The sequence below is a fragment of the Nonomuraea sp. NPDC003754 genome (genome assembly GCF_053605785.1).
The window spans coordinates 244876-270079 of record NZ_JBSGJX010000001.1 but is presented as its reverse complement, the minus strand read 5'-3'; the positions used below and the strand labels follow the sequence as shown (position 1 = coordinate 270079).

Sequence of the window (25204 nt, the reverse complement as noted above, 5' to 3'; positions counted from 1 at the left end):
ACGCGTGGACGCCGGTGGCGCGGGGCGGCGGGAACGAGGGGCCACGGTGGTCGAGCTGGCGCTCGTCATGCCGGTCGTGCTCGCCGTGGTCCTGCTCATCGTGCAGGTCGCGCTCTGGTTCCACGGACGGCAGGTGGCTGACGCCGCCGCGCGGGAGGGGGCGAGGGTCGCCAGGTCGGCCCCGTTCGACTCGACGAGCTGGCAGGACGAGGCCGTCACCAGAGCCGAGGACGTCGCGCGCGCCATCGGTCCTCGCATCCTCGGCGGCGCCGCCGCGTCGGCCGTACCGAGGGGGACCGACGAACGGTGGGTGACGGTGACGGGCAGCGCCGTCCAGGTGATCCCGCTGCTCCCCGACCTGTCGTTCACGATCACGGCGACGTCGGGTGGCCCGGTGGAGTGCTTCCGCCCCGACAACGGAGGCGAGGACTGCCGTTGAGCACGACGAACGCCGACAGCGGCTCGATGGCCGTGGAGACCGTGCTGCTGGCCCCGGTCTTCCTGCTGTTCCTGCTGTTCCTGGCGGGCGCGGGACGGCTGGTCGAGGCGCAGGGCGAGGTGAACGGCGCGGCCATGGACGCCGCGCGGGCCGCCTCCGTCCAGCGCACGCTGGACGCCGCCGAGGCCGCCGCCACGGACAGCGCCCGGTCGGCGCTGGAAGGCGAGTGCGACGCCCCGCGGGTCTCGCTGTCGGGGACCAGGTGGGAGGAGGGCGGCCAGGTGCAGGCCGCCGTCACCTGCGAGCTGGACCTGGAGTTCCTGGGCTTCGGGGCCACGAAACGGATGACCGGCACCTCGGTCGTCCCCCTGGAGCAGTTCAGGAGGGTCGAGTGAGCGGCGAGCGCGGGTCGATGTCGGTGTTCACCGTGCTGTTCTCGGTGGTGGTCTTCCTGCTGGCGGGCCTGCTCGTGGACGGCGGTGCGGCGATCAACGCCAGGCTGCGCGCCGCCGACGTGGCGGAGCAGGCGGCCAGGGCGGGCGCGGACCGGATCGACGTGGAGCACCTGCGCCAGACCGGCCAGGCCCGCCTGCTGGGCCAGGACGAGGTGTGCGCCCGTGCCACGGAGGTGGTCGAGGCCTACTCCGCCGCCGCCTCCTCGGCCGCCTCCTCCGATGTACGGCCCGCCGCCTGCACGGTCACCGACGCGCAGACGCAGGTGACGGTCGCGGTACGGGTGCGGTGGACGGCGTACTTCCTCGGAGCGCTGGGCTTCCCAGGCGCGCAGATGGAGGGGCAGGCCACCGCCGCGCCCGACGCCCGCTGAACCAGACCCAACCACGTCACCCGCCGGCCCGGCCCGCGGCGGGTGACGACGCTGGATGTGAAGGAGGGAGAGGCCATGCCGACGCGAGAACCCGCGCGCGCGGACGGTCCCGCACACCCCGAAGACGGTACGGCCTCTGCCGCGCCCGGTCCCGCGAAACCAGCGGAGCGGCCGGTGCGACCGACCGACGACCTCGGACGTTCCTTGGGACCCGCGGAAGACCTCGGGCCGCCAGTGGGATCGGGGGACGCCCCCGGCCGGCCGGCGGGATCGGCGGATGGGTTGGGGCGGCAGACGAGACCGGCCGGCGATCCCGGCCGGCCGGTGCGCGGTTCGGAGGGTCCCCAGGGTGGTGCGGGGCGTCCCCTGGCTGGTGCCATGCGTCCTCCGGGTGGTGCCATGCGTCCTTCGGGTGGTGTCGGGCGTCCTTCGGGTGGTGTTGGGCGGCCGGCTGACCGGTCGAGGGGGGCCGGTCAGCGGCCGAGGCCCGCTCCCGTGCGCATCCCGTCGAAACGGACGCCCGGTGACATCGTCGCGGGGCTCGGCGCGCTCGTGGTGCTGGTCACGCTCGTGGGCGGCGTGCCGTACGCGCTGCTGACGCTGGCGGGCCCGCCGATCTCGCCAGAACTGCTCGACCTCGACCTCCTGACCAGCCAGGTCGGGCCCGGCACGGTCGTCGCGCTGATGGTGCTGCTGGTGTGGCTGGCCTGGTTCCAGCTGTTCGTGTGCGTGGTCGTCGAGGTCTACGGCGGGGTGCGCCGGGTCGGCATGCCGGCGCGCGTGCCGCTGTCGGGGGCGACGCAGGCGCTGGCCAACAGGCTGGTGTCGGCGGTGCTGCTGCTGTTCACGGCGGGGGCGGTGGTCGTGCCGGTGTCCGGGCTGGGCGCACCGGTCGCGCGGCCCGCGATGACCGCGGTGGCGTACGCGGCCCCGGTGCCCGAGGCGGAGACGGTCGCCTACAAGGCCAAGAAGGTCTACACCGTGCAGCCGCCGCACGGCAGGCACCACGAGAGCCTGTGGGAGATCGCGGAGAAGTGCCTGGGCGACGGGCGGCGATATCCGGAGATCTTCCAGCTGAACCAGCACAAGGAGCAGCCCGACGGGTCCCGCCTGCGGATGGCGGACCTGATCAGGCCGGGCTGGGTGCTGGACATGCCGGACGACGCGGTCAACGTGCACATCGTGCCCGCCGGGCAGTCGAGGGAGCGGACGCTGGAGGAGCACCCCGGCCCGCCCCGCGAGACGCCGGCCACGGTGGGGGAGAAGGCCGGACCCGGCCGCCAGGACTCACGGACCCAGCAGCCGAAACACGAGGCCACCAAGCAGGCCGAGGCCACCAAGCGGGCCGAGGCGGCCAAGCAGGCAGAGGACGCCAAGCAGGCAGAGGCCAAGCAAGCAGAGGACGCCAAGCAGGCAGAGGCAGAGGACGCCAAGCGCGCGGAGGCGGCCGAGCAGGCGAGGGAGGCAAAGCAGGCGGAGGAGGCCAAGCGCGCCGAGGAGGCGAAGCGGGCGGCCAACGCCGAGCACGCGAAGGAGGCCGAGCGGGCGAACGAGGCCAAGCAGGCGGAGGCGGCCAACCAGGCGGAGGCGGCGAAGCGGGCTGACGAGGCCGCGCGAGCGAACGAGGCCAACCGGTCCGATCGCGCCGACCTGAATCCCGGGCTGGACCTCGTCGACTACCTCGCGGGCGCGTCACTGGCCGCCGCCGGTCTGCTGGTGATCCTCGGCGGCAGGCGGCGCCGCCAGCTCTGGCATCGCGCCTTCGGTCACCGCATCGCCCGCCCCCGCGACGACGCCGCCAAGGCCGAGGTGGCGCTCCGCCTCGGCGCCGACGCCCCCGGCGCCCGCATGCTGGACATCGGCCTGCGCCTGCTCGGCGCCGAGCTGGCCGCCCAGGACCGTGTCCCGCCCACCGTCTACGCCGCGCACCTGTCCGCCAGGACCCTCGACCTGTGGATCCATCCGGCCGGCCAGGACGCCCCCGAGCCGTGGGAGGCGCAGGACGGCGGGCAGGTCTGGCGGCTGGCCGCCCACGCGGGCAGGCTGCTGGAGGAGCAGCACGGCGGCGCGCCGTACCCGGGGCTGGTCTCGCTGGGCACGGACGGCGGCGGCCGCGTCCTCGTCGACCTGGAGGCCGCCCACGGGCTGATCAACATCCGCGGCCCGCACACCACCGCCGCCCTGGCCGCCCTGGCGGTCGAGCTGGCCACCAACAGGTGGTCGGACGAGATGCGGGTCACGCTGGTCGGCTTCGGCGAGGAGCTGACCGCGATCGCCCCTGGCCGGGTCAGGTCCGTGGGAAGCCTGTCGGAGGTCCTTCCGGAGCTGGAGAGGTCGGTCGCGCCGCGTCAGGAGGTGCTGACCGGGCGGGTCAACGGCCGCTCGCACCTGGCCCACTACCTGCTCAGCGCCGTCGCGCCCACCCAGGAGGAGGCCCGCCGCCTGGCGCTGCTCGCCAGGAAGGACACGGCGGGCTTCGTGGTCACGGGGGAGGTGCCGCACGCCACCTGGACCATGGAGATCACCGAGGACGGCCGCGCCCGCGTCCCCGAGCTGGGCCTGGAGGTGACGGCGCAGCTGCTGCCCCGCCGCCACTACCACGCGCTGCTGGACCTGTTCGACACCGCCGGGCGCCACGAGGGCGAGGCGATGCCGGACCCCGAACCGCTGGAGGACCTGCACCCGCCCGCCGTCGAGATCAGGCTGCTCGGCCCGGTCGAGGTCATCGGCCCGGAGGCGATGGAGGAGGGGCGGATGGAGCTGGCCACCGAGCTGCTGGTCTACCTGGCCACGCACCCGGGCGGGGTCCATCCCGTCGTGCTCGGCGGCGTGCTGTGGCCGCGCGGCGTGCAGGCGCTGGTCCGCGACGCCACGATCGCGCGGGTCGCGCACTGGCTCGGCGAGGAGCACCTGCACACCGACGCGGCGGGCCGTCTCAGGCTCGGCCCGGAGGTGCGTACCGACTGGATGCTCTTCCGCGAGCTGGTCAGGCGCTCGCACGACGACCCGACCGCGCGCGCCGTCCTGCTGGAGAGGGCGCTCGGGCTGGTCAGGGGGCCGCTGCTGGCGGGCAGGCCGGCCGGCAGGTACGCGTGGCTGGCCGCCGACGAGCTGGAGTACGACGTGGCGGCGGCCGTCGCCGACGCCGCCCACCGGCTGTGCGAGGTCAGGCTGGCCCACGGCGACGCGGACGCGGCGGTGGCGGCGGTGCGGGCGGGACTGCTGCTCGCCGCCGACGACGAGGGCCTCTGGCGTGACCTGTTGCGCGCCACGCACGCCACGGCCGACCCGGTACGGCTGCGCGCCGTCGTCGAGGGCCTGACGCGCCGGGCCGCCTCGCACCCGTACGGCGGCGGCATGGCGCCCGAGACCGAGGCGCTCATCGACGATCTGCTGCCGTCATGGCGGATCCACGTGGTCAGGGAGTCGTCGGCATGACCCATACCGAAACCCGCACCTCATTGGCTCCCGGACGGCGGGGAGACCTAGCGTGATCCGCATGCGTGGGCTGATCGCACCGGTGGTCGCCGCCCTGCTCGGGGCCGGTTGCGCGGCCTCCGGCGGCGACCGGCCCTTCGCGCCGCGCCAGGCGGTCGCCCCCGCGACGGCCGCCGCCGTCCCCTCGACCGTGACGATCCCGGTGGGGCCGAGGACGAAGGTGCTGGTGGAACGGCCCGCCACCGCCGACCCGCGGCAGGCCGCGCTGCTGACGGCGTTCACCGACATCTACGCCGGCATGTGGAAGGCGGTTCTCACCGGCGACGACGCCTACCTGGCGAGGGTGGCGGACCCTGGCGGCCGCGCGGCGCTCGACTGGGTGGAGAGCTTCGCCGGACGGTCGGTGCGCGGCACCGCGCGGATCTACGCGATGAACGTGACGGCCGTCATGGACGGCGGCGCCGAGGTCGCCGCCTGCGTGGACGAGACGCGCCTGCGGCTGCTGACGGGCAGGGGCGGCGTCGCCGTACCGACCCAGCCCGCCTGGACGCGCGCCGCCTACCTGCAGGCCATGATCCTCGCCCGGGGCGACGACGGCGTCTGGCGGGTCAAGGACTTCAGACACGGCAACGAAGGGTGCGCCCGATGAACCGCCTCCTCTCCGCCGCCGCCGCGGGACTCCTGCTGCTCGACCCGGGAGGTCCGCGCGGCGACGGCTTCCAGGACGGCCGGACGGCCGGCGTCCGCCTCGAGAACTCCAAGATCGTGATCACCGGGAACGGCGCCAGGGGCGGGAAGGGCGACGGCTACCAGCTCGACCGCCCCTGCTGGTACGAGCCGGGGCCGGACGCCTCGGAGATGTTCAGGACCCAGGAGGACGTCAGGGCCTACTGGTTCCGGATGCACCCAGACGGCACGGAGGCGCAGTTCCAGGCCTTCCTCAAGCAGTTCAAGGACAAGATCGGGCAGCCGGGCCGCTGGTGGACCCCCGCCTACAACGAGGCCGACGCGCGGGGCAGGGCCTGCTGGGGCGCGCTCGACCAGTTCGTGTGGGTGCCGCCGGGCACCACACCGCCGGCCGGCATCACGCTTGCCGAGCTGGTGGAGATCGCCAGGGCCGCGCTGACCGTGCCGGAGCCGCAGGTGCGGCTGAACCCCGACGCCAAGAGCTACGTCAACCTGCCGACCTGGGTGTGGCTCGGCGGGGTGGGGGAGAGCACGCGTTCGGTGACCGCGTCCATCCCTGGGGTGATGAGCGCGACCGTCACCGCTTCGCTCCAGGACATCAAGATCGACCCGGGCACGTCGCCGGACCGGGCCGAAGTGCACGAGGACTGCGGGACGTCGGGCCGGCCGTACCGGAAGGGCGGCGAGTTCACCTGCGGCGTGCGCTACCTGCGGGCCTCCGTCGACCAGCCGCGGGAGGTGTACGTGCTGACGGTCACCACGGTCTGGCCCGTCGAGGTGGAGGACGACGTGGTGCCGTTCGCCTACGACCCGGTCGAGGTGGGCGCCAGTCGCGACGTCCCCGTCGGCGAGGTCCAGAGCACCGTCAGGCGCCGCTGACCGTGTGCACCGTCAGGCGTCGCTGACCAGTTTCTGGAGAAGCTCGCGCAGTTCCCGCTCGGGCTCGGGGCCGCCGAGCAGCTCGCGTACCTGCGCCTGGAGCGCCTGCTGCGCCTCGCCGGCCGTGGCGAGCCGCCGCCTGCCGAGGTCGGTGAGATCCAGCGCGTAGCGGCGGCGGTCGTGCGGGTCTCTGCCGCGCGCCACGAGGCCCGCGTCGACCAGCTCGTTGACCACCTCCGCCGCGGCCGGTTCGGTGATCCCGAGGTGGCGGGCGAGCCGGTGCTGGGGGCAGGGCGCGAGCTCGTCGAGCCCGGCGAGGGGGCCGAAGTGCCTGGTCCGCAGCCCGCTGTCGGCCAGCAGGGCGTCGCCGAGCCGGCGCAGCCGGTAGTGCGCCTGGGTGATCAGGTACGCGGTGCTCTGGACCTGCTCGGGCTCGGGGAGCAGCAGGGTCAGCAGCTCGTTCAGCCGGGTGCGCTCGGCCGGCGTCAGGGCGGCGGTCACCTCGGCGTCGTGGGCGGCCGCGGCCTCGCGCATGCCTTTCAGCGCCTCGCGGCCCTTGGCGGTCAGGCGCAGCTCGTTGGAGCGGCGGTTGCGGAGGTTGCGGGTCCTGGTGACGTGGCCCGCCTCCTCCAGCGCGTCGACGAGCCGCACCATGATCGTCCGGTTGATGCCCAGCCGCTCCACCAGGTCCTGCTGCGAGCAGCCCTCCTGGTCGGCCAGGACGTCGAGCACCACGAACTCGCGCGAGCGCGACTCGCCGGCCAGCCGTACGGACGCCTGGCGCAGCAGGTTGCCGAGGGAGAGTTTGAGCAGGTCGGACAGCGTCGTGGACACGAGAACCATCATATCAGCACATTGATAGTTGGAATGTTGACAGTTAGGCATGTGTCGCTTTACGGTTCCGGCATGACGTACAAGCTGGACATGACGATGATGGTCACGGTGCACGACGCCCTCCGGCGCGAAGCGGAGCGCATCGCCCGCATCACCGCCCGCACGGACGACGACCCGCGGCGGCTGCTCGGCGCGGCCGTGGGCTGGGAGATGTTCAAGACCTACCTGCGCGTGCACCACACCACCGAGGACGACATGCTGTGGCCGGTGATGGAACGCGCCCTCGCCGGCCGGACCGACGAGCTGGCCCTCCTCGCCGCCATGGAGGCCGAGCACGCGCTCATCGACCCCCTCCTGGAGTCCTTCGACGCGGCGATCGCCGACCCCGACACGGGCCACGAACGGCTCGGCGACCTCGCCGACAGCCTGACCACGGTGCTCGGCGGCCACCTCCGGCACGAGGAGCGTGAGGCGCTCGCGGTGATCGACCTGAGCGTCACCGAGGAGCAGTGGCGGACCTTCGGCCAGGAGCACTCCAGGCGGATCGGCGCCGACGCGTCCCGCTACCTGCCCTGGGTGCTGGACAGCGCGGGCGAGGAGCGGACCGCGCTCATCCTCGGCCGCATGCCCGACCACATCCGGGCCGCCTACCGCGACGAGTGGCGTGCCGCCTACGACGCGTTGAAGATCTGGGAACCGTCCGGAAGACGATGATCGTCGGCACTCGCCCGCACCCCTACGATGATCACCGATTGGTGTCCTTCGTCCCTTGGGGGAGCGGTTCCGGTGTTTCGTCAGGAACGCGTGCGTGCGGTCCTCGAAAGCTCGCTCGTGCAGCGAGCGGTCATCCTGGTGATCGTGATCAACGCGATCACCATCGGGTGCGAGACCAGTTCATTCCTGATGGAGCGGTTCGGGGGGCTGCTGCACACGATCGACAGGATCGCGCTGGCGATCTTCGCCGTCGAGATCGCCGCGCGCCTGTACGCCTACCGCAGGTCCTTCTTCGCCGACCCCTGGAACTGGTTCGACACCGTGATCGTGGCGGTCGCGCTGGTGCCCGCCTCCGGACCCACCTCGGTGCTCAGGGCGCTGCGCATCCTGCGGGCGCTGCGCCTGGTGTCGGCGGTGCCGAGCATGCGCCGCGTGGTCGGCGCCCTGCTCGCCGCGGTGCCGGGGATGGCCTCCATCATCGGCCTGCTGGTGCTGATGATCTACATCGCCGCGGTGATCGCGACCAAGCTCTTCGGCGAGATCGTGCCCGAGCGCTTCGACGAGCTGCCGCGCTCGCTGTTCACGCTGTTCCAGATCATGACGGGGGACGACTGGGGCAACGTGGCGCAGGAGGTGATGAAGGAGAAGCCGTGGGCGTGGCTCTTCTTCATCGTCTACATCCTGATGTCGACCTTCGTCGCGCTCAACCTGTTCATCGCGGTCGTCGTCAACGCCATGAACGACACCGAGCCGTCCGCCGCGGAGACGCGGACCCAGGTCGAGCTCGCGGCGGTCAAGGAGGAACTGGCCGTCCTGCACGCCAAACTCGACCAGCTGCTCCTGCGACCGGAGCCCGAGCCCGCCACCGGCCCGCGCCGCCGGTCCCCGAAGACCGCCTCGGCCGTGGGTCCGGGCCGCCAGTCGCAGAAGACGACCGCCATCCAGGAGTCCCGCCGTCAGCCCTCGGAGACCGCCGCGGCCGGGGGTGCGCGCCGCCGATCCCCCGAGGCGGCCGCCGTCTCCGAGACGCGCCGTCAGCCGCCGGAGACCGCCAGCCCCTGATGGTCGCCGAAGTGGATGCCGATCAGCCGGTCGGCGTCCGTGCGGTCGAGCACGAGCGCGCCCGCCGCGGGGTCCGGGTCGCCCGCGCGCACCCGGTCGAGGAGCGCGCGCCAGTGGCGGCGGTGCCGGGTGAAGGTCGCGCCCGCCACGACCCTGCCCCTGGCGTACTGCCCGGCGAGAGCGACCTCAGGGGGCGCGTCGAGCAGCAGCAGGTGCAGCTGCGCGCGGTGGCGGCGGGCCAGCCACGCGAAGCCCCGTAGCACGCGTGGCCCGCAGCCCCTGTTGTGCGCGATCACCGGGCCGCCCACGCGCAGGCCGCGGCTGATCCGCCACACGTGCGTGGCGAACACCACGCCGGTGCGCACCGGTTTGGGCGCCCAGCGCAGCCTGCCGTCCCATCGGGCGCGTGACTGCTGCGAGTCGATCACCGTCACCGGCCCCGCGGTGAACGGGACGCGCTCGGTGCCGTCCATGCCGTACAGGCGGCGCAGGAGGGTCGTCTTGCCCGCGCCCGGCAGGCCGGTGACGATCACCAACGACTTGGCTGGGTAGCGCAGGGTGCCGATCGCCCCGGGGACGGTCATGCGCGCCAGCATACGTCGCGCGATCAGGAACCGGCGCCGCCGCGGACCCGGACCCCGCACGCCCCGCCGCCACCCGCGCACGTCCGGGACCCGCGCACGCCCGCCGGGCTCCGCGCCCGCGGGCGGCGCGCACTCCCGCCGCGAGCGCCGGTCAGGCGTGCGACGACTCGTGCTCCAGCAGCCACTCCTTGACCGGCACGCCGTAGTAGTAGCCGCCGAACCCGCCCGTGCTGGGCAGCACCCGGTGGCAGGGCACGAACGGCGCGATCAGGTTCTGGGCGCAGGCCGACCCCGCCGCCCTGGCCGCGGTCCGGGGCAGCCCCGCCCGCTCGGCCAGCTCCGCGTACGACACCGTGGTCCCCGCCTTCACCTCGCGCAGCGCCTGGTGCAGCCGCTTGCGGGTGGGGGAGCCCGGCTGCTCGACGGGAACGGTGTCGAGGGCGTCGAGGTCGCCCGCCAGGTAGGCGCGTACCGCCTCCGCCGGGGCGCCGAGGTCGGCCACGACGTCGAGGCCGAGCGCCTGCAGCTCGGGCGAGAGCCGGGCGAACATGTCGGCGGGCTCGGCGGTGAACCCAGCGGCCACGATCACGCCGTCCCGCGCCAGCAGCGCGAGCGGGCCGGCAGGGGTGGGCAGCAGCTGTGCTTCGATCATGAAGAGCTCCAGAGGTGAAGGGCGGCGTAGGCCCGCCAGGGCCGCCACCGCTCGAGATGGTCCTGAGGGATGCCGAGCGCGGCCATGCGCTTGTCCAGGACGAGGTCGCCGGCCGGCCACGCGTCGGGGTCGCGCAGCGCGCGCAGGGAGATGTAGCCGGCCGTCCACGGGCCGATGCCCGGCACCGTGAGCAGCTCGGCGACCGCGTCGGCGGGGTCCTGGCCGCCGTCGAGGTCGATGGCGCCGGCGGCCACGCGGCCCGCCAGGTCCTTCAGCGTGGCCACGCGCCTGGTGGTCATGCCGAGCCCCGACAGGTCCATGTCGGCGAGTTGCGGTGCGGTGGGGAATCCGCCCGCCCTGTCGACGATCCTGCCGAGCAGCGTCCTGGCGCCCGCGACCGAGATCTGCTGGCCGACGATCGCCCGTACGGCCAGCTCGAACCCGTCGAACGCGCCAGGCACGCGCAGCCCAGGACGGGCGGCCACCAGCGGGGCCAGCGACGTCGCGCCGAGCGCCTCGCTGATCGCGGCGGGGTCGGCGTCGAGGTCGAGCAGCCTGCGGCAGCGCGCCACGAGCCTGGCCAGATGCCTGGTGTCGTCGAGCGACGCCTCGAGCAGGACGTGCCCGTCTCCCGGCGTCAGCGTGATCGAGCCGCCCCGCACCGCCCGGTGGTAGGAGCCGTGCTCGACGCGCTCCAGCCCGGGGACGGCACGCGCGGCCAGGAAGGCGAACAGCCCCTCAACGTCGTACGGCTCCCGCCAGTTCAGCCGGAGCCTGAGCGCCGCGGGGGCGCCGGGCCGGTGCGCGGTGGCGCGCATCTCCGACGGCGTGAAGCCGTAGGTCTCCTGCATGGTGGCGTTGAACTGCCGCACGCTGCCGAAGCCCGCCGCGAACGCCACCTCCGTCACCGGCAGCGCGGTCTCGGTCAGCAGCTGCTTTGCCAGCAGCAGCCGCTTGGTGCGGGCCACCGCCAGCGGGCCGACGCCCAGCTCGGCGACGAACAGCCGGTGCAGGTGCCGTTCGGTGATGTGCAGCCGCGTCGCCAGCCCCGCCACGCCGTGGTCGTCGGCCGCGCCGTCGTCGATCAGCCGCAGCGCCCGCCCCACGAGGTCGCCGCGCACGTCCCAGCCCGGGTCGCCGGGCGACAGCTCGGGGCGGCACCGCTTGCACGGCCGGAAGCCCGCGGCCTCGGCCGAGGCCGCGTGCCGGTAGAAGCGCACGTTGCGCGAGGCGGGGGTGCGCGCCGGGCAGATCGGCCGGCAGTAGATGCCGGTGGTCTTCACCGCCGTGTAGAAGCGCCCGTCGAACCTGGAGTCCCGCGCGGACACCGCGCGGTAGCAGGCGTCGAAGTCCAACGTTTCCATGCCACGACGCTATCCCCTGCTGGGTGCCCCCAACTGGCGGATTTCAGACCTCACCGTGATCAGCGGTGTCCACGACAGCGCGGTGAGGATCGCGCCTGCCCAGAGCGTGGCGCGCACCCCCCACAGCTCGCCGATGCCCGCCGCCAGCAGCCCGCCGAGCCCCACCGCGCCCATGAGGATCACCTGCATGATCGAGGTCATCCGGCCCAGCATGTGGTCGGGTGTGAGCTGCTGCCTGAAGCTCACCAGCAGCACGTTGTTCACCCCCGTCCGCACGGACTGGACGAAGAAGCCCGCGGCTGACAGCCAGATCCAGACGCCCTGGTCGAGCAGCGGCACCAGCAGGGAGAACGGCCCGGTCAGCACGCCAAGCAGCCAGACCGCGCGGCCCTGGCCGAGCCACTTGGCGCACAGGTGCGCGCAGGCCGATCCCACCAGCGATCCCACCCCGCTGGCCGCCAGGAAGGCGCCGTACACCCACGCGGGGAAGCCGAGATCCCGCACCAGCAGCACCGGCAGCAGCACCGTGGCCAGCGGGAAGCCGAGGTTGGCCAGCGCCCCCTGGGCCGCGATCGGCACCAGTATCCGGTTGCCGAACAGGAACCGCAGGCCCTCGCGCAGCTGCCGCCCGACCGGCTCCCGTACGGCAGGCGGCGGCCCGGCCGCGGGGATCCCCCGCAGCCACAGCGCCGACCACACGTACGTCACCGCGTCGAGCAGCAGCACCAGCGGCGCGCCGAGCACCTGGGTGAGCACGCCGGAGACGCTGCGTCCGGAGATGTACATCGCCGAGGCCGTCCCGACCAGCAGCGAGTTGGCGGAGGTGAGCCGGTCGCGGCCGACCAGCGCGGGCACCAGGCTGTGCGAGGCGACGTCGAAGAACAGGGTGCCGACGCCCGAGACGATCGCGACCAGGTACAGCTGCTCCATCGTCAGCGCGTCCAGCCACCAGGCCGCCGTGACCGAGACGAGCGCCGCCGCGCGGAGGAGGTCCATGGCCACCATGACGGGGCGCCGCCGTACCCTGTCGACCCATACGCCCGCGGGCAGGCCCATCACCAGCACGACCAGTGTCGCCAGCGAGCTGAGCAGGCCGACCTCGCCCGCGCTCGCGTCGAGCACGGTCACGGCCAGCAGCGGCAGCGCCACGTGGGAGAGCTGGGTGCCGAACTGGCTGCCGAACGCGGCCACGTACAGCCGCCGGAATGCGCGATCCATGCCTGGCACCATGCCTGCGGCGATGGTCTAATGGCGATGGATTAAGGAGACAGCGAATCGAACTCACCTTCACCGTCCAGGACATCGCCAACACGCGCTTCGCCCTCTCGCCCCTGTGGGAGGTGGTCGCGAGCGTCAGGGTGGTGAAGGAGCCGGCGGGCGTCAACCGGCCGTGGGCCGAGCGGGTGCGCCGCCGGCTGGCCGACGTCGACTGGCGGCTGCTGTCGGACCTCGTGCCCGTGCCGACCATCTCGCTGGTCGCCTTCATCGCCCCGCCGCCCACCACCTCGGTGCCCGACCTGGAGCTGGAGCTGGCGGGCATGCTGGCGCGCGCCGCCGACGTCCGCGCCGAGCTCGACGCGTGGGACGTCCCCCGCACGCCGCGCCTGCGGGCCCTGTACGACGACCCCGAGAAGGGCCTGGACCGGCTGGCCGGCGAGATCAGGGCGTACTGGGCGGCGGCCATCGAGCCGTACTGGCCGCGCATCCGCACGCTCATGGAAGGCGACCTGCTCTACCGCGCCCGCATGCTGGCCGAGGGCGGCGTCCACCGGATGCTGTCCGACCTCGACGCGAACGTGAGCTGGCAGGGTGAGCGGCTGCACCTGGCGCACCGCTTCTGCCGGGGCGTGCGGCCGCTCGACGGGCGGGGGCTGCTGCTGGTGCCCTCCGTCTTCGCCTGGCCGCGGATCTTCTCGATCACGGTGCCGCCGTTCCAGCCGACGCTGCGCTACCCGCCCCGCGGGGTGGCGACGCTGTGGGAGAGCGAGCGGAGGGACCCGCCGGCCGCGCTGGCGGCGGTGCTCGGGCCGACCAGGGCCCGGTTGCTGGCCGAGCTGGACCAGCCCGCCTCGACCAGGGAGCTGGCGGTGCGGACCGGGCTGTCGGAGCCCGGGGCCAACCAGCACCTGACGGCGCTGCGGAAGGCGGGGTTGTGCAGCGCCCACCGCACCGGCCGCTACGTCCTGTACGCCCGCACGACCGTCGCCGAAGCCCTCCTCAACCCCGCGTGACCCCCGCTGGGCGGAAGGGCCGCGCCTCGTCCGCCGGCGGGATCCCCGGCCGGGATCCCGCAGGACGCCGGAGTCCCGCTCCAGGCCGCCCGACCCGGTCGGCGGCACCGGGCGTTACTTGGAGGAGACCCCGACTCCCAGGTCGAACTCGCGGTAGACCCGCGCCCAGAACCCGTCGCGCAGCCACACCCGCGCCTCGGGGTAGGGCCGCAGCGAGTGGCCGAGCTCCTTCTCCGCCTCGATCAGCAGCTCCGTGTCGATGACCGTCGGCAGGATCGGCCCGGGCAGCAGGTCCCTGATGTTGTCGCGACCGCGGGTCAGTATCCACTTCTGCGCCACGTGCTCGCCGACGTCCTCCACGCGGGGCCGCGACGGGCCGAGCTTGGCCACCTGGCCGGGCTTGACGTGCGGCTTGGGCGCGGCCGTACGGCCCGCGAACACCTGGGCGGGCGACGGCGCCGTCACCGGCGGCACCACGGCCACGGGCTGCGGCGCACGGCTGAAAAACGGCCTCAGGAAGTCAGCGGAGATCACTTCGACGGTGTCGGACTCCCACACCAGGCGCTCGGCCTGGTTGGTGCCGTACGGCGGCTCGACGCCCCACAGGTGGATCCGCACGCCGTAGGCCTGCGCGGCCTCGACGGCGGGCACCATGTCCTCGTCGCCCGCCAGCAGGATCGTGTCCGTCACCGCGTGGTGGCGGGCCAGCGCCTCCAGGTCGCTCCTGATCTGGGCGTCCACGCCCTTCTGCTGGCCACGCGCGTTCAGGTTGCCAAGCCGTACCTTGACCCAAGGGAGCTGGGCGATGACCCGCTGGTCCACGGTCGGCACGCGGTCACGGGCGGCGTCATACCAATAGATCCGCAGGAGCTCCCCGGAAATGCGTTGCTCAGCATGCTTCTGCAAGGATTGGATGAGCTCGTCGGCGGCAACCCGGTATTCCTTGCGCTCCTTGGCGCCGAGCAGTACTTCACCTGCGGCGGCATAGAGATAACCGACGTCCACTAGGACGGCGTACTTTGCCGCGACAGGGTGCGGCGTGAGGTCTGGGATGGCCATGTCGTCCTCCAGGCCGCGGTGCTCGTTGATCGGCTGACTATATACGCCTACTTTTCTAGATAGTCCCAACTCCCGGCGAACTTGACACCCGTTTCTCAGGATCCTCTACGGCAAGGCGCTGTTTCGCCACGCCGACTTCCCAGGTACGAGAGGTTTACGCATGGCTCTGGCCGGGTTTCGCCATGTTTCGCGCTTCGGCTCCGCCGGGCGATCGGGTTCGGCGGAGCGGGAAGCGAGAACCGCCACCAGAGCCGCGATCTCCTCGGCGGTGGCGTCACCGCGAATAATTCGCAGATGCACCGTCATAGTGGGATGTTCCCATGCTTCTTCGGGGGAAGCGACGCCCGCTTGTTCCGCAGCGCGCGCAGCGCCCTGACGATCTGCACCCGGGTGTCGGAGGGCCGGATGACCGCGTCGACGTAGCCGCGCTCGGCGGCTAGGAACGGATTGGCCAGAGTGTCCTCGTACGCGGTGACCAGTCGGGCCCGCTCGGCGTCGGGATTCTCGGCGGCGGCCAGCTCGCGCCGGTAGAGGATGTTGACGGCGCCCTGCGCGCCCATGACCGCGATCTGCGCGGTGGGCCAGGCCAGGTTGATGTCGGCGCCGAGGTGCTTGGAGCCCATGACGTCGTAGGCGCCGCCGTAGGCCTTGCGGGTGATGACCGTGACCAGCGGCACGGTGGCCTCGGCGTAGGCGTAGAGGAGCTTGGCGCCGCGCCTGATGATTCCGTTCCATTCCTGGTCGGTGCCCGGCAGGAATCCCGGGACGTCCACAAATGTCACTACGGGAATATTGAAAGCATCACAGGTCCGTACGAATCGTGCCGCCTTTTCGGACGCCGCAATATCGAGTGTTCCGGCGAAACTCATCGGCTGGTTGGCGACGATCCCGACCGAGCGTCCCTCGACCCGGCCGAAACCCACCACGATGTTCGGCGCGAACCTGGCATGGACCTCGAGGAACTCGCCGTCGTCGAGCACGTGCCCGATCACGGTGTGCATGTCGTAGGGCTGGTTGGCCGAGTCGGGGATGAGCGTGTCGAGCTCGCGGTCCTCGTCGGTGACCGTCAGCTCGGCCTCGGCGTCGTAGACGGGCGCCTCGTCCAGGTTGTTGGAGGGCAGGTAGGACAGCAGCGCCTTGGCCAGCTCGAGGCAGTCGGCCTCGTCGGCGGCCTCGAAGTGCGCCACGCCCGACCGGGAGTTGTGGGTGTGGGCGCCGCCGAGCTCCTCGAAGCTCACCTCCTCGCCGGTGACGGTCTTGATCACGTCGGGGCCGGTGATGAACATGTGCGACTTCTCCTGCACCATCAGGATGAAGTCGGTCAGCGCGGGGGAGTAGACCGCACCGCCCGCGCACGGGCCCATGATCAGCGAGATCTGCGGCACCACGCCCGAGGCGTGGACGTTGCGCTTGAAGATCTCGGCGAACAGCCCGAGCGCGACCACGCCCTCCTGGATCCGCGCCCCTCCGCCGTCGTTGATGCCGACGATCGGGCAGCCGACCTTGAGCGCGTGGTCCATGACCTTGACGATCTTCTCGCCGTAGACCTCGCCGAGCGAGCCGCCGAAGACCGTGAAGTCCTGGCTGTAGACGGCGACCGGACGGCCGTCCACGGTGCCGTGGCCGGTGACCACGCCGTCGCCGTAGGGCCGGTTGTCCTCGATGCCGAAGGCCGTCGCGCGGTGCCTGGCGAACTCGTCGAACTCGACGAAGGACCCCTCGTCGAGGAAGGCCGCCAGGCGCTCGCGCGCGGTCAGCTTGCCCTTGGCGTGCTGCTTCTCGACGGCGCGGGCCGAGCCCGCGTGCACGGCCTCGTCCTGCCGCCGCTCGAAGTCGGCGAGCTTGCCCGCCGTGGTGTGGATGTCGATCTCTGGGGGCCCGGACGGCAGCGCGGCACTCATGCCGTAAGACTAGCCCTGGGATCACGATGACACCCAGACCCGCACCGGCGCCCACCTCGGCGTGGACGAACTGTGATTCTTCCCAAGCGGTACGGTTGCCCACAAGGCCCCCCAAAGCACCAGACTGGTGGGCATGACGGAGGCGGTGCGTACAGAGGGCCTGTTCAAACGGTTCGGCCAGCAGGTGGCGGTGGCCGGGATCGACTTCACGGTGCCCGCGGGGAGCTTCGCGGGACTGGTCGGACCCAACGGCGCGGGCAAGACGACCACGCTGAGCATGATCACCGGCCTGCTCCGCCCCGACGGCGGCGTCGCGACGGTCGGCGGCGTCGACGTGTGGCGCGACCCCGTCCAGGTCAAGGCCCGCATCGGCGTCTTGCCCGAGGGCCTGCGACTGTTCGAGCGGCTGTCGGGCCGCGAACTGCTGCACTACAACGGCCGCCTGCGCGGCATCCCCAAGGCCGACGTCGAGCAGCGCGCCGAGGAACTGCTCCGCGTCATGGACCTGACCGATTCCGCCGACAAGCTCGTCGTCGACTACTCCACCGGCATGCGCAAGAAGATCGGCCTGGCCGCCGCGCTGCTGCACAACCCGGCGGTGCTCTTCCTCGACGAGCCCTTCGAGGGAGTCGACCCGGTCAGCGCCAACACCCTGACCGAGGTGCTCCGCCGCTACACCGCCTCCGGCTCCACCGTCATCTTCTCCAGCCACGTCATGGACCTGGTCGAGCGGCTGTGCGACTGGGTGTCGGTGATGAGCGGCGGCCGGATCGTCGCCCAGGGCCCGACCGCCGAGGTCCGCGCGGGCCGCAGCCTCAACCAGGCCTTCCTCGACCTCGTCGGCGTACGGCAGAGCGGGGAGGAGGGGCTGACGTGGTTGGGCTCTTCGTCGAACTGAAGCTCAGGCTGATCGCGGGCGGCCTGCGCGGCGACACCCAGCGCATCCTCGGCTTCGTCTTCTCCTTGCTGGCCGCGCTCGTGGTGGCGGCGGGCGGCTTCCTGCTGCTGGCGCTGCTCAGGGCGGCGCCGTCGGACATCGCCGCCGACATCGGCGTGATCGCCTTCACCGGGCTGCTGGTTTGCTGGGCCACCGTGCCCCTGCTGGCCTTCGGCCTCGACGACACCCTGGACCCGGCCAGGCTCGCCCTCTTCCCGCTGCGCACGCGGCAGCTGGCGGCCGGCATGTTCGCCGCGTCGGTCACCGGCGTGTGGCCGATCGTCTCTCTCGTGGTGACGGCGGGCGCGCTGGTGGGCCTCGCGCGCGGAGCGGGTGGCTTCCTGCTCGGCGTCGTCGCGGTGGTCCTGCAGTTCGCGCTCTGCATCGTCACCTCCCGGCTGATCACCACCGCGCTGTCCGGGCTGCTGCGCTCGCGCAGGGGCCGCGACCTGCTGGCCGTCGGCGTCATCGTCGTCGTGCTGCTGGCCCAGCTGCCCAACCTGATCGTCAACCGCGGCCTGAGCGGCGACCCGCGCGCGATTCTCGACAGCCTGGCGGCCGTGCTGCGCTGGACCCCGCCGGGCTGGGCCGCCCACGCCATCAGCGACGGCGGCGCGACCGCCGCGCTCGAGCTGGCCCTCCTCGCCCTGCTCGTCCTGGCGCTCGGCTGGCTGTGGATCAGGGCGCTGGGCCGCGCCCTGGTCACCACCGACGCCTCCACCCAGGCCGCCTCCGTGCGCCGCTCCAGCGGCCTGCTCGACCGGCTCCTGCCCGACGGCCGGGTGGCGGCCGTGGCGTCGAAGGAGCTGAAGTACGCCAGGCGCGACCCGCGCGGTCGCGTCGGCTGGTTCGCCTCGATCGCGGTGACGTGCGTGCTTGCCTTCTCCATCAACGGGCAGGGCTCGGGCGGCGGAGCGGGCGCCGCGATCGGCCCGGCCTGCGTCGGGGCGCTGATGATCGCCATGCAGCAGTGCAACAGCTTCGGCATCGACGGCCGGTCCCTGTGGATGAACGCCGTCGTCTACGGCGACGCCCGTGACCTGCGCGGCGACCTGGCGGGCCGGCACCTGGCCGTGGCGGTCATCGCGGTCCCTGTCCTGGTGGCGCTCGCCGTGGTCGGCGGGCTGTTCGCCGGCAGCCTGGCGTGGGCGGTGCCCGCCGCGCTGACCGCGTGGGGCGTGCTCGGCGTCGGGCTCGGCGTCGGCGCGGTGACCAGCGTGCTGGTGCCGTACACGGTGCCGGACCGGCTCAACGCCTTCACCGGCGCGGCGCCGGGCCAGGGCGGGGTGGCCTTCGTCGCCTCCTTCGCCGCCATGATCGCCACCGCCGTGCTCGCCCTCCCCGTCGCGCTGCCCGTCCTGCTGGGCGCCGGCTGGGTGAGCGTCGTGGCGCTGCCGTACGGCGTCGCGCTGGCGTGGGCGGGCAGGCACGTGGCGGGCCGGGCGGGCTATCCGCGGATGCCGGAGCTGCTCGCGGCGGTCTCCAGGCCCACCTAATGGTCTAGTCCATTTGGTGAGACCGGTCTCCAGTCACGCGAGACGAGTGGATATCGTGCGAAGCATGATTGACCAGGCCATCCCGCGCCACAGTGCCGTCAGCGAGATGCCCGACGAGCTCCGCCGCGACGTGCGGCTGCTCGGCGAGCTGCTGGGCCAGGTGATCGCCGAGCAGGGCGGTCCCGGCCTCCTGGAGGATGTCGAACGCCTGCGCAAAGCGGTCATCGGCGCGCGCCGCGGCGAGGTGTCCCACGAGGACGTCGCGGCGATCGTAGGCGCATGGGAGATCGACCGGGCGGTCCAGATCGCCCGGGCGTTCACCTGCTACTTCCATCTGGCCAACCTGGCCGAGGAGCACTACCGCATCCGCACCCTGCGCGAGCGCGACACGGGTGAGGCCGTCCAGCGCGAGTCGCTGGCCTCCGCCGTCGAGGAACTGGGCAGCGACCGCGTCGCCGAGCTGGTCGAGGGCCTCGAACTGCACCCCGTGCTCACCGCGCACCCCACCGAGGCGCGCAGGCGCGCGGTCGTCACCGCCATCCAGCGCGTCAGCGGCCAGCTCACCGAGTACAACACCCCGGGGCGCGGCTCCTCCGAGCGCGCCGAGAGCAGGCGCAGGCTGCTGGAGGAGATCGACCTCCTCTGGCGTACGGCCCAGCTGCGCAACACCAAGCTCGACCCGCTCGACGAGGTGCGCACCGCGATGGCCGCCTTCGACGAGACGCTCTTCCGGGTGGTGCCCCAGGTCTACCGCTCGCTCGACGCCGCCCTCGGCCCCGGCACGGGCACCCGCGCGCCGCTGGCCAGGCCGTTCATCCGCTACGGGTCGTGGATCGGCGGCGACCGCGACGGCAACCCCAACGTCACCGCCAAGGTCACCCGCGAGGCCGTCCTCATCCAGGCCGAGCACGTGCTGACGGCGCTGGAGACCGCCACCGTCCGCATCGCCCGCACGCTCACCCCGGCCGCCCAGTTCACCCCGCCCTCCGCCGAGCTGCGCAAGGCGCTGGCCGCCGCCCAGGACTCCCACCCCGACCTGGTCTCCGAGCTGGCCACCCGCTCGCCGTCCGAGCCGCACCGGCAGTGGCTGCTGTTCGTCGGCGCCCGCGTCGGCGCCACCCGCAGGCGCGACCTCGACCTCGCCTACCGCGCGCCGTCCGACCTGCTGGCCGACCTGCGCCTCGCCCAGCAGTCGCTGATCGAGGCGGGCGCCGCCAGGCAGGCCTACGGCGAGCTGCAGCACCTCGTCTGGCAGGTCGAGACGTTCGGCTTCCACCTGGCCGAGCTGGAGGTGCGCCAGCACTCCCAGGTCCACGCCGCCGCGCTGGAGGAGATCCGCGCCGGCGGGCCGCTGTCGGAGCGCACCGAGGAGGTCCTGGCCACCATCCGGGTGATCGCCTGGATCCAGGAGCGCTTCGGCACCACCGCCTGCTCCCGCTACGTGGTGTCGTTCACCCGCGGCGCCGACGACATCGCCGCCGTCCACGAGCTGGCCTTCCACGCGCTGGGCGAGCGCGCGCCCGTCCTCGACGTGGTGCCGCTGTTCGAGTCGGGCCAGGACCTCGACAACTCCGCCGACGTGCTGGCCGGCATGCTCGACCTGCCCCAGGTGCGGCGCCGGCTGGCCGACAACGACCGCCGCCTGGAGGTCATGCTCGGCTACTCCGACTCCGCCAAGGAGCTCGGCCCCGCGGCGGCGACGATGAAGCTCTACGAGGCGCAGGAACGGCTGACCGCGTGGGCGCTGGCCAACGACGTCAAGCTCAGGCTCTTCCACGGTCGCGGCGGCGCGCTCGGTCGCGGCGGCGGCCCGGCCAACCGGGCGGTGCTCGCCCAGGCGCCCGGCTCGGTGGCGGGCAGGTTCAAGGTGACCGAGCAGGGCGAGGTCATCTTCGCCCGCTACGGCCACCAGGCCATCGCCCGCCGCCACATGGAGCAGGTCGCCAACGCCGTCCTGCTGGCCTCCTCGCCGACCGTCGGGGCGCGCACCGCGGCCGCCGCCGCCCGCTTCCGCGGCCTGGCCTCGCAGGTGGCCGCCGCCTCCGAGCGCGCCTACCGCGCGCTCACCGAGGCGCCCGGCTTCCCCGAGTGGTTCGCGCTGGTCAGCCCGCTGGAGGAGATCGGCTCGCTGCGTCTTGGCTCCCGTCCTGCGCGCCGCGGGCTCGGTGCCCCCCGCTCCCTCGACGACCTGCGCGCCATTCCGTGGGTGTTCGCCTGGGCGCAGACGCGGGTCAACCTGCCCGGCTGGTACGGCCTGGGCAGCGGCCTGGCCGCCGTCGAGGACCTCGGCGAGCTGCAGGCGGCCTACCGGGAGTGGCCGCTGTTCGCCTCGCTGCTCGACAACGTCGAGATGTCGCTGGCCAAGACCGACCGGTCCATCGCGGCCCGCTACCTCGCTCTGGGCGGCAGGACGGACTTCGCGGCGCAGGTGCTGGAGGAGTACGACAGGACCAGGCGCCTGGTGCTGTCGGTGACCGGGCACTCCCGGCTGCTGGAGAACAGGAAGGTCCTGTCGCGGGCCGTCCAGCTGCGCGACCCGTACGTGGACGCGCTCTCCCACCTGCAGCTGCGCGCGCTCACCGCGCTGCGGACCACCGACGACCTGACCGAGGCCGAACGAGAACGGCTGTCGACGCTGCTGCTGCTGTCGGTGAACGGCGTCGCCGCGGGATTGCAGAACACCGGATGATCAGACTCGCCCACCCCGACGACCTGCCCGCCATCGAGAAGATCGTCGCCGCCGCCTACCAGCCGTGGGCGGAGGTCATCGGCATCCGCCCCAAGCCGATGGACGACGACTACGCCGCCCACCTCGCGGCCGGTCACGTGTTCGTCCTCGACGACCTGCGCGGCCTGATCGTGCTGGTGCCCGAGGACGGCGTGCTGTACGTGGACAACGTGGCGGTCCGGCCCGACCAGCACGGCCAGGGCCTGGGGAAACGGTTGCTCGCCTTCGCCGAGTCGCGGGCCGTGGCGCTGGGCCTGCCCGCGCTGCGGCTGATCACCAACGCCAAGATGACCCCGAACATCGCGCTCTACCGGCGGCTCGGCTACACCGTCACCTCGGTGGAGGCCGTCGGGCCGCGCGAGGTGGTCTTCATGCGCAAGGAGCTGTAGCCCCCGAGCCGGCGAAAAACCCAACTACCGAAATATCCGGAAAAGCGGACGCTTGGCGTGCTTCCGGACCACAATGGCGGTGAGCGCCCGCACGCCAGGGCGCGATCCGCGCGTGCCCCAGGCCCTTCCCCCTCGCCCGGGGCCCGCGCGGCCTTCCGCAGGGCGGCCACCGGTCAGCGGCGGCCGCCCCGGGCGTCACCGCAGGTTCGTCAGGGCGCGCAGGCCGTACTCGACGGGGCCGTAGCGGTGCCCGCGCAGCCACCAGGCGCTCAGCGCCGCCAGCACCGCGTAGATCAGCGCGGCCACCCCCATCACCGCGATCGGTTCGAGCCGGCCGGCCAGCGCCAGGCCGTACCCGGTGAAGACCAGGCACATCAGCACCGACTGGCCGATGTAGTTGGACGCCGCCACCCGGCCGGGGCCGGACAGCACCGTGCCCACCAGGGGGAAGCGTCTGACCAGCTGGAGCAACGTGACCACGTAGGCGGCCGACAGGAACAGCGACGTGACGTTGTTGACCGCGACGCCGACCAGCACCCAGCTCCCCGACGCGGTGCTCGACCAGGTGAAGAACGCCGCCGCCGGCAGGCCGACGCCGAAGCCGACGAGCTGGATGCGCGGCACCAGGCGCGCCCACCGCTCCGGCTCCTCGAACAGCCGAGACTTGCCGGCCGCCATCCCGAACAGGAACAACGCCATCGCCATCGGCCCCTGCCCGAGCCAGACGAACAGCGCCAGCATCGGGTAGGTCTCGGCCTGGTAGGTCAGGAAGTCCAGCGGGCTCCCGGTGAACAGCGCCAGCGCCCTCGCGGCCTCGGTGGGGTCGGCGGCCTGGTCCGCGGCGGCGGTGGGGTCGAGCAGGGTCAGCCCGGCCAGCGCCAGCCAGAGCACCGTCAGCACACCGATGATCGTCACACCGGTGATGACGGCGGTTCGCGGGCGGACGTTGCGCATGGCCAGCAGGATCAACCCCAGGGCGGCGTAGAGGGTGAGGATGTCGCCGATCCACAGCAGGAAGCCCTGCGCCACGCCCAGCGCGAACAGGCCGAGGCAGCGGCGCAGCATGCGCCCCCTGACCTGGTCGCCCCACGAGCGCATCTGGAGGGTGAAGGAGTAGCCGAACAGGAAGGAGAAGATCACGTAGAACTTCGTCAGGACCAGAGTGGTGACGACCGAGGCCACGGCGCCTTCGGGGATCTGCGCCGCGCCTCCGGCGGCGGCGCCGGGGTCGGCGAAGAAGCCGATGTTCGCCAGCAGGATGCCGGCGAGGGCGAAGCCGCGGACGGCGTCTATCTCGTGGATGCGCCTGGTCGGGGGTGCCACGGTCTGCGTCATGACGACGACGCTAGAGATCGCCCGCGGCACGGCACATCGAACCTCGGGCCCTCGCGCATCCGACCAAAGTCGTCCCCGCCTTCGCCCTTCGGATCGCCAGGGACGCGCGGGTGCCCGTGGGCGCGGACACCCGCCACGGGTGCCCACAGAAGAACGGCCCGGCATCTCGCCATGCCGGGCCGTTCTCCGCCTGTGTCAGTGGGCCTTCACCAGGACCTCGGGCTCGTAGCAGGAGGGACCGTTCGGGCCACCGATCCGGACGGAGTCGAAGAAGTCGCGGTAGGTGCTGAAGAAGTTGCCCTTGCCGCCCGGAGAGGTCACCGCCGAGCAGCCGCCGTAGTTTGCCTCGGAGTACAGGTGGATGATCGAACTCGTACGGTTCCAGTCGGACTTGGCCCGGTCGGCCATGTTCAAAGCGGCGAGATCCGGCGTGTTGGCCTGGATCTCGATGATGTCACCCGTGCCGTCGAGGCCGGAGAACATGCAGTAGTAGCCGGCGCGGCAGCGGTCGTAGCCGTCGGCGGCGTGGGCGGGAGTGGTGGGCAGGATGGACAGCGCAACGGCCGCGATGGGAAACGCCAGCATGTGAAGCTTCTTGTCCACTACCTCTCCTTACCTGAAACTTTTCTTCGGCGAACGCCACGACCATACATGACCCGATCTTGCGGGAGAAGGGGCCGCGAACGGCTAGAGGGCGATGCGCTCCCTGCCGGCGTAGACGTTGCACCGCTCCTCGCGCAGGAACCCGACCAGCGTCATCCCGAACTCCCTGGCCAGCTCCACCGCCAGCGACGACGGCGCCGACACCGCGCACACCATCGGGATGCCGGCGGCCAGCGCCTTCTGCATGATCTCGTAGCTGGCCCTGCCGCTGACCATCAGCACGTGCCCGGCCAGGTCCGCGCCGGTCAGGGACGCCCATCCGACCAGCTTGTCGACCGCGTTGTGCCGGCCGACGTCCTCCCTGAGCGCCACCAGCGCGCCGTCGGCCGAGAACAGCCCGGCCGCGTGCAGGCCACCGGTCTTGCCGAAGCCGCCCTGAGCCTCCCTGAGCCGGTGCGGCATGCCGTACAGGATCTCGGGGGTGATCGACAGCTCCCCCTGCGGCAGCGGGCGGCAGCGGTCGCGCAGCGCGTCGAGGCTGGCCGAGCCGCAGACCCCGCAGGCGCTGGAGGTGACGAAGTGCCGGTCGAGGGCCGGCAGGTCGGGAATCGGGCGGTCCAGCGCCACCGTGACGGTGTTGTAGCGGGCCTCCGGCGGCACGTCCTCGTCGGTGCAGTAGCCGATGGCTCTGATCTCGCCACGCCCGGCCACCCCCTCGCCGTGCAGGAACCCGGCCGCCAGCTCGAAGTCGTGGCCGGGCGTGCGCATGGTGATCGCCACGGTCCTGCGCTCGCCACCCGGGGAGGTGACGCGGATCTCCATGGGTTCCTCGGTGGCGAGGTGATCGCGCCGATCCCGGGCGGTCTTCCCGGACAGGACGGTGATCTGGGCGCGCGTGGTGGGCGTTGTCACCTTTCGTACCCTACGCAGGACCGTTCGCCGAGGTCGCCCCGTCCCCGCCGTCGAGCCGGCGAGGGTGCCGCCGGAGGTCCGTCGGAGTGGTCAGGGGCGTACGACCTTGGGGAAAGGTTGTGGTGCGCCCCGAT

The 25204-nt window shown here is 72.6% G+C and carries 24 protein-coding genes; 13 read left to right on the top strand and 11 right to left on the bottom strand.

The genetic code is table 11. The features are described from left to right. Window positions 1-46: 46 nt before the first annotated feature. The 6 genes from ACWEVS_RS01235 (at window position 47) to ACWEVS_RS01210 (ending at window position 6269) form a co-directional block, all read left to right on the top strand. Window positions 47-439, top strand: a complete 393-nt coding sequence (locus ACWEVS_RS01235) for a TadE/TadG family type IV pilus assembly protein (RefSeq protein ID WP_452549383.1) — start codon at window positions 47-49, stop codon at window positions 437-439. Next, complete coding sequence (locus tag ACWEVS_RS01230; protein ID WP_452549381.1) at window positions 436-834, top strand: TadE/TadG family type IV pilus assembly protein; 399 nt, start codon at window positions 436-438, stop codon at window positions 832-834. Before ACWEVS_RS01235 ends, ACWEVS_RS01230 begins: the two co-directional genes overlap by 4 nt. Beyond that, window positions 831-1265 carry a TadE/TadG family type IV pilus assembly protein gene (locus tag ACWEVS_RS01225; protein WP_452549379.1) on the top strand — a complete coding sequence of 145 codons (435 nt, stop codon included), beginning with the start codon at window positions 831-833 and terminating at the stop codon, window positions 1263-1265. Before ACWEVS_RS01230 ends, ACWEVS_RS01225 begins: the two co-directional genes overlap by 4 nt. A gap of 495 nt (window positions 1266-1760) precedes the next feature. After that, a complete protein-coding gene (locus tag ACWEVS_RS01220; RefSeq protein ID WP_452549377.1) occupies window positions 1761-4703 on the top strand; it encodes a hypothetical protein in 2943 nt (980 codons plus the stop codon). A 61-nt stretch (window positions 4704-4764) separates the two neighbouring features. Continuing rightward, window positions 4765-5352, top strand: coding sequence for a hypothetical protein (locus ACWEVS_RS01215; RefSeq protein WP_452549375.1), 588 nt, complete (start codon window positions 4765-4767; stop codon window positions 5350-5352). Further along, entirely contained in the window at window positions 5349-6269 is a 921-nt protein-coding gene (locus ACWEVS_RS01210; RefSeq protein ID WP_452549373.1) for a hypothetical protein, read from the top strand. Before ACWEVS_RS01215 ends, ACWEVS_RS01210 begins: the two co-directional genes overlap by 4 nt. Window positions 6270-6281: 12 nt before the next feature. On the opposite strand, the gene ACWEVS_RS01205 is transcribed toward ACWEVS_RS01210, so the two are convergent. Further along, the gene (locus ACWEVS_RS01205) at window positions 6282-7103 is read right to left on the bottom strand and encodes a MarR family winged helix-turn-helix transcriptional regulator (RefSeq protein WP_452549371.1); all 822 of its coding nucleotides are present in this window, start codon (window positions 7101-7103) and stop codon (window positions 6282-6284) included. Window positions 7104-7175: 72 nt separating this feature from the next. Here ACWEVS_RS01205 and ACWEVS_RS01200 point away from each other — a divergent pair, with 72 nt between their 5' ends. Continuing rightward, a complete protein-coding gene (locus ACWEVS_RS01200; protein ID WP_449920248.1) occupies window positions 7176-7817 on the top strand; it encodes a hemerythrin domain-containing protein in 642 nt (213 codons plus the stop codon). 72 nt (window positions 7818-7889) lie between these two features. After that, window positions 7890-8879, top strand: coding sequence for an ion transporter (locus tag ACWEVS_RS01195; RefSeq protein ID WP_452549368.1), 990 nt, complete (start codon window positions 7890-7892; stop codon window positions 8877-8879). Here ACWEVS_RS01195 and ACWEVS_RS01190 read toward each other — a convergent pair. The 4 genes from ACWEVS_RS01190 to ACWEVS_RS01175 form a co-directional block, all read right to left on the bottom strand. Further along, window positions 8852-9463 carry an AAA family ATPase gene (locus ACWEVS_RS01190; RefSeq protein ID WP_452549367.1) on the bottom strand — a complete coding sequence of 204 codons (612 nt, stop codon included), beginning with the start codon at window positions 9461-9463 and terminating at the stop codon, window positions 8852-8854. The genes ACWEVS_RS01195 and ACWEVS_RS01190 overlap by 28 nt on opposite strands. A gap of 151 nt (window positions 9464-9614) precedes the next feature. After that, window positions 9615-10115, bottom strand: coding sequence for a methylated-DNA--[protein]-cysteine S-methyltransferase (locus tag ACWEVS_RS01185; RefSeq protein ID WP_452549365.1), 501 nt, complete (start codon window positions 10113-10115; stop codon window positions 9615-9617). After that, window positions 10112-11479 carry a DNA-3-methyladenine glycosylase 2 family protein gene (locus tag ACWEVS_RS01180; protein WP_449920257.1) on the bottom strand — a complete coding sequence of 456 codons (1368 nt, stop codon included), beginning with the start codon at window positions 11477-11479 and terminating at the stop codon, window positions 10112-10114. Before ACWEVS_RS01180 ends, ACWEVS_RS01185 begins: the two co-directional genes overlap by 4 nt. A gap of 9 nt (window positions 11480-11488) precedes the next feature. After that, the gene (locus tag ACWEVS_RS01175) at window positions 11489-12697 is read right to left on the bottom strand and encodes an MFS transporter (RefSeq protein ID WP_452549363.1); all 1209 of its coding nucleotides are present in this window, start codon (window positions 12695-12697) and stop codon (window positions 11489-11491) included. Between the two features lie 143 nt (window positions 12698-12840). Between ACWEVS_RS01175 and ACWEVS_RS01170 the strand changes: the two genes are divergently transcribed. Continuing rightward, complete coding sequence (locus ACWEVS_RS01170) at window positions 12841-13710, top strand: ArsR/SmtB family transcription factor (protein ID WP_452549362.1); 870 nt, start codon at window positions 12841-12843, stop codon at window positions 13708-13710. Window positions 13711-13824: 114 nt separating this feature from the next. Here the strand turns inward: ACWEVS_RS01170 and ACWEVS_RS01165 are convergent, their stop codons facing one another. The 3 genes from ACWEVS_RS01165 to ACWEVS_RS01155 all read right to left on the bottom strand — a co-directional run bounded on the left by ACWEVS_RS01165 (window position 13825) and on the right by ACWEVS_RS01155 (window position 16670). After that, entirely contained in the window at window positions 13825-14769 is a 945-nt protein-coding gene (locus tag ACWEVS_RS01165; protein ID WP_354906116.1) for an NYN domain-containing protein, read from the bottom strand. A gap of 105 nt (window positions 14770-14874) precedes the next feature. Next, on the bottom strand, window positions 14875-15075 hold the full coding sequence (locus tag ACWEVS_RS01160) for an acyl-CoA carboxylase subunit epsilon (RefSeq protein ID WP_354906115.1): 201 nt from the start codon (window positions 15073-15075) through the stop codon (window positions 14875-14877). Continuing rightward, entirely contained in the window at window positions 15072-16670 is a 1599-nt protein-coding gene (locus ACWEVS_RS01155) for an acyl-CoA carboxylase subunit beta (RefSeq protein ID WP_354906113.1), read from the bottom strand. Before ACWEVS_RS01155 ends, ACWEVS_RS01160 begins: the two co-directional genes overlap by 4 nt. 133 nt (window positions 16671-16803) lie before the next feature. On the opposite strand from ACWEVS_RS01155, the gene ACWEVS_RS01150 reads away from it, so the two are divergent. From ACWEVS_RS01150 to ACWEVS_RS01135, 4 genes are all read left to right on the top strand, one after another. Further along, entirely contained in the window at window positions 16804-17568 is a 765-nt protein-coding gene (locus ACWEVS_RS01150) for an ABC transporter ATP-binding protein (RefSeq protein ID WP_354906111.1), read from the top strand. Continuing rightward, complete coding sequence (locus ACWEVS_RS01145) at window positions 17544-19103, top strand: hypothetical protein (RefSeq protein WP_449920266.1); 1560 nt, start codon at window positions 17544-17546, stop codon at window positions 19101-19103. The genes ACWEVS_RS01150 and ACWEVS_RS01145 overlap by 25 nt, the downstream gene beginning before the upstream one ends. Before the next feature lie 64 nt (window positions 19104-19167). Further along, complete coding sequence (locus tag ACWEVS_RS01140; protein ID WP_452549360.1) at window positions 19168-21792, top strand: phosphoenolpyruvate carboxylase; 2625 nt, start codon at window positions 19168-19170, stop codon at window positions 21790-21792. Continuing rightward, window positions 21789-22220, top strand: coding sequence for a GNAT family N-acetyltransferase (locus ACWEVS_RS01135; protein ID WP_449920272.1), 432 nt, complete (start codon window positions 21789-21791; stop codon window positions 22218-22220). Before ACWEVS_RS01140 ends, ACWEVS_RS01135 begins: the two co-directional genes overlap by 4 nt. 195 nt (window positions 22221-22415) lie before the next feature. Here ACWEVS_RS01135 and ACWEVS_RS01130 read toward each other — a convergent pair whose 3' ends face one another. The 3 genes from ACWEVS_RS01130 to fdhD all read right to left on the bottom strand — a co-directional run bounded on the left by ACWEVS_RS01130 (window position 22416) and on the right by fdhD (window position 25070). Continuing rightward, on the bottom strand, window positions 22416-23555 hold the full coding sequence (locus ACWEVS_RS01130) for a DUF418 domain-containing protein (protein ID WP_449920274.1): 1140 nt from the start codon (window positions 23553-23555) through the stop codon (window positions 22416-22418). A gap of 195 nt (window positions 23556-23750) precedes the next feature. After that, window positions 23751-24158 (bottom strand): peptidase inhibitor family I36 protein, encoded by a 408-nt coding sequence (locus tag ACWEVS_RS01125; RefSeq protein ID WP_354906104.1) that lies wholly within the window; start codon window positions 24156-24158, stop codon window positions 23751-23753. An 84-nt stretch (window positions 24159-24242) separates the two neighbouring features. Next, window positions 24243-25070 (bottom strand): formate dehydrogenase accessory sulfurtransferase FdhD, encoded by an 828-nt coding sequence (gene fdhD, locus ACWEVS_RS01120; RefSeq protein ID WP_452549359.1) that lies wholly within the window; start codon window positions 25068-25070, stop codon window positions 24243-24245. Between the last annotated feature and the right edge of the window lie 134 nt (window positions 25071-25204).